Below are 2,619 nucleotides of genomic sequence, written 5' to 3'. Positions count from 1 at the left end.
GTGTGGAAGGTGCGCATTTTGACGACCTGGCCCACATCCTGTTTGACCAGGCCTTGCTGGCCGAAGGCGGCATGCCTGAAGACCCAGCGGCGTACGTGCGGCGGGTGAACGCGCTGCTGGTGTAGGCGTCGCGCGACAATTCAGCAGCAAAAGCAAAAAAGAGGCAAAAAACGCCTCTTTTTCTCATCAAATCGGCCTGAAACCCTTTATATACGTGCGCGAGCAGCTATCAAATAAATAGCAATTTCCGAGCCGTAGGGGGCGTAGATACGCCCACTCAACACACCAGCGGCGCTTCCTGCATCGCCTCAGTCTGCTCTTCCAGCATATCGACCTGGCTTTTCCAGTAGTCGCTGGAGCCGAACCAGGGGAAATTGATCGGGAAGATCGGGTCATGCCAACGCTGTGCCAGCCAGGCGCTGTAGTGCACCAGGCGCAGCGTGCGCAGCGGCTCGATCAGCGCGAGCTCGCGCCGGTCGAATTCGCGGAACTCTTCGTAGCCGTCTACGAGCGCACCCAGCTGGCGGGTGCACTGCGCGCGGTCGCCCGACACCAGCATCCACAAATCCTGCACCGCCGGGCCGGTACGCGCATCGTCCAGGTCGACAAAATGCGGGCCGGCCAGCGGCAGGCCCTCGGGTGTCCACAAAATGTTGCCGGGGTGGCAGTCACCGTGCAGGCGCAGGTTCTTCACGTCGCCCACGCTTTCAAACACGGTTTGCGCCACCAGCATGGCTTCATCAAACGCCTTGCGCCAGCGCGACTCCATGTCCAGCGGGATGTAGCCGTGGGAACCTTGGGCGCCATGGTTGCCGCCCGCCAGCAGGATGTCGCGCGAGGCATAACCAAAGGTCTGCAGGTTCAGGGCCGGCCGGTGCGCAAACGGTTTGGCGCTGCCAACGGTGTGGATGCGCGCCAGGAAACGGCCTATCCATTCCAGCACTTCCAGGTTGTCCAGCTCGGGCCGCCGCCCGCCGCGGCTGGGCGACACGCTGAAACTGAAGCCCTTGAAGTGGTGCACCGTGCGGCCTTCCAGCACCAGCGCGCCCACTACAGGTATCTCGGCGGCCATCAGCTCGGCGGCGAAGGCGTGTTCTTCGGCAATCTGTTCATCGGTCCAGCGGTCCGGCCGGTAAAACTTGGCCACCACGACATCGCCCGCCAGGTCTGCGTCGCCCACGGGGCTCTCAAGATGGATCTGGTAAACCCGGTTCTCGTAGCTCGAAAGCGCCATCAGACGGCCGTCGCCCAGCAAACCGACGCTGGCCAGCGCATCGAGCACCACGTCAGGTGTCAATGTCTCGTACGCGTGCAGCGTTGCGTGCGCTGGAGCCTTGTGTTTTTCTGTCATGCCTGATTGTCGGCGCAGATGACGGTGCGCTGCCAGCAGGGGCTTGTAAACGCCTGTTTCTCAAGCGAAAAATGCCTGCAGGCCAATAAAAACGGGCGCGAGCAGCTATAAAAACCGTAGCGCCTGTCCGTTGAAGGTGGAAAGAATCAGGGCTGCAGGATGTGGCCGGTGCGCGGGTCTCCCTTGCCGGCCAGCACTTCCTGGTAAGCGGTTTGCACCGCAGTCTGCCCGGCATGCCGCTGGGCGATGAGCCAGGGCGTTTTGGCACCCGTCACCTGCTGCGTGAAATCCCGCCAGGCGCGCACCAGCTGCTTTCCAAAGCCTTCTTCACCCCAGTCGGTGATGCGTTTCTTGACCTGTGAAGGTGCAAAGAACAGCGTGGGCCGGGGGCCGGGCAAGTCTTTTGCGCAGCCTTTGGCGGCCAGGTCGTCCACATGCGTGCCGCCTATCGAACAGTTGTAGCGAAGCTGGCCAAAGCGCGTATGAATGCGCTGGCGCAGGCCGGCGCTGCCCGCGAAGTCGACGTACACGCAAGCCGTGTCGGCAGCAATCGCCTCGAGCTGGTCATAGGTCACTACGCGGCTGTAGCACCCCAGGCTTTCACAAAAAGCGACGTTGCCTGGCGAAGTCAGCGCTATCACCTCAATACCCGGCCGCTTTGCCAGCTGAAAGGCTGTGCCATATGCCGTTTTGCTGGAGGCGCTGGACAGCAGCATGGCGTTGGCGCCGAAGAAGTCGTTGTCCGCCAGAAAGTCGTCAATCAGGAAGGAGGTGATGAACAGCGGGCGCAGCAGCGACTGCACATCTTCGGTGGCCGCGTCGTAAAACGGGTCCGCGCTGCAGCGCATGTACTGGTTGTAGGCCACCGGCAAGGCCCGCCGGTGCGCGGCGCCGTCAAAGAAGCCGGCGGGCGTCACGCGGGCCGGCTGCAGCACCAGCTCGCCGGCCATGGGGTAGTAGCCGTAAAACTTCTCCCCCACGGCTACGCCCTCGCATTGCGACTCCGCCACCGTGGCAAACCCCCAGACCGGGATGCAGCCCCAGCCGTCTTCCCCGGTCGGGAAAAACTGCCAGTAGTTCATCGCCTCGCCAAAGGCCGCGTACGTGATGTTGTTGGAGGTCAGCGCAAATGAGTCGATGCGCAGCCGCACCTGGCCGGTCGTGAGCGGCAAATGCGGATCGGTGTGCCAGCGAGTTTGGGCAAGGTCATCTTTCCGGACCTGAAAGGAGGTTGTGAGGGCGGTGTCGTTCATGCACAGCACCCTAAA

General features: G+C 62.4%; 2 protein-coding genes. Both read right to left on the bottom strand.

Going from position 1 to position 2,619, the window contains the following annotated elements; all coding sequences use genetic code 11:
* Positions 1-277 precede the first annotated feature (277 nt).
* Complete coding sequence (locus AC1D1X_RS20520) at positions 278-1,351, bottom strand: serine/threonine protein kinase (protein ID WP_477668623.1); 1,074 nt, start codon at positions 1,349-1,351, stop codon at positions 278-280.
* 146 nt (positions 1,352-1,497) lie between these two features.
* Positions 1,498-2,604 (bottom strand): DUF2855 family protein, encoded by a 1,107-nt coding sequence (locus tag AC1D1X_RS20515; protein WP_477668622.1) that lies wholly within the window; start codon positions 2,602-2,604, stop codon positions 1,498-1,500.
* Positions 2,605-2,619 lie beyond the last annotated feature (15 nt).

This window comes from Polaromonas sp. P1_G4 (assembly GCF_056405475.1).
The sequence above is the reverse complement of the archived record's forward strand: the minus strand, read 5'-3'. Positions and strand labels throughout refer to the sequence as shown.

Bases quoted from the DNA above. Each gene is read 5' to 3' on its own strand.
- AC1D1X_RS20520 (WP_477668623.1), bottom strand. From the start codon at position 1,351: ATGACAGAAAAACACAAGGCTCCAGCGCACGCAACGCTGCACGCGTAC.
- AC1D1X_RS20515 (WP_477668622.1), bottom strand. From the start codon at position 2,604: ATGAACGACACCGCCCTCACAACCTCCTTTCAGGTCCGGAAAGATGAC.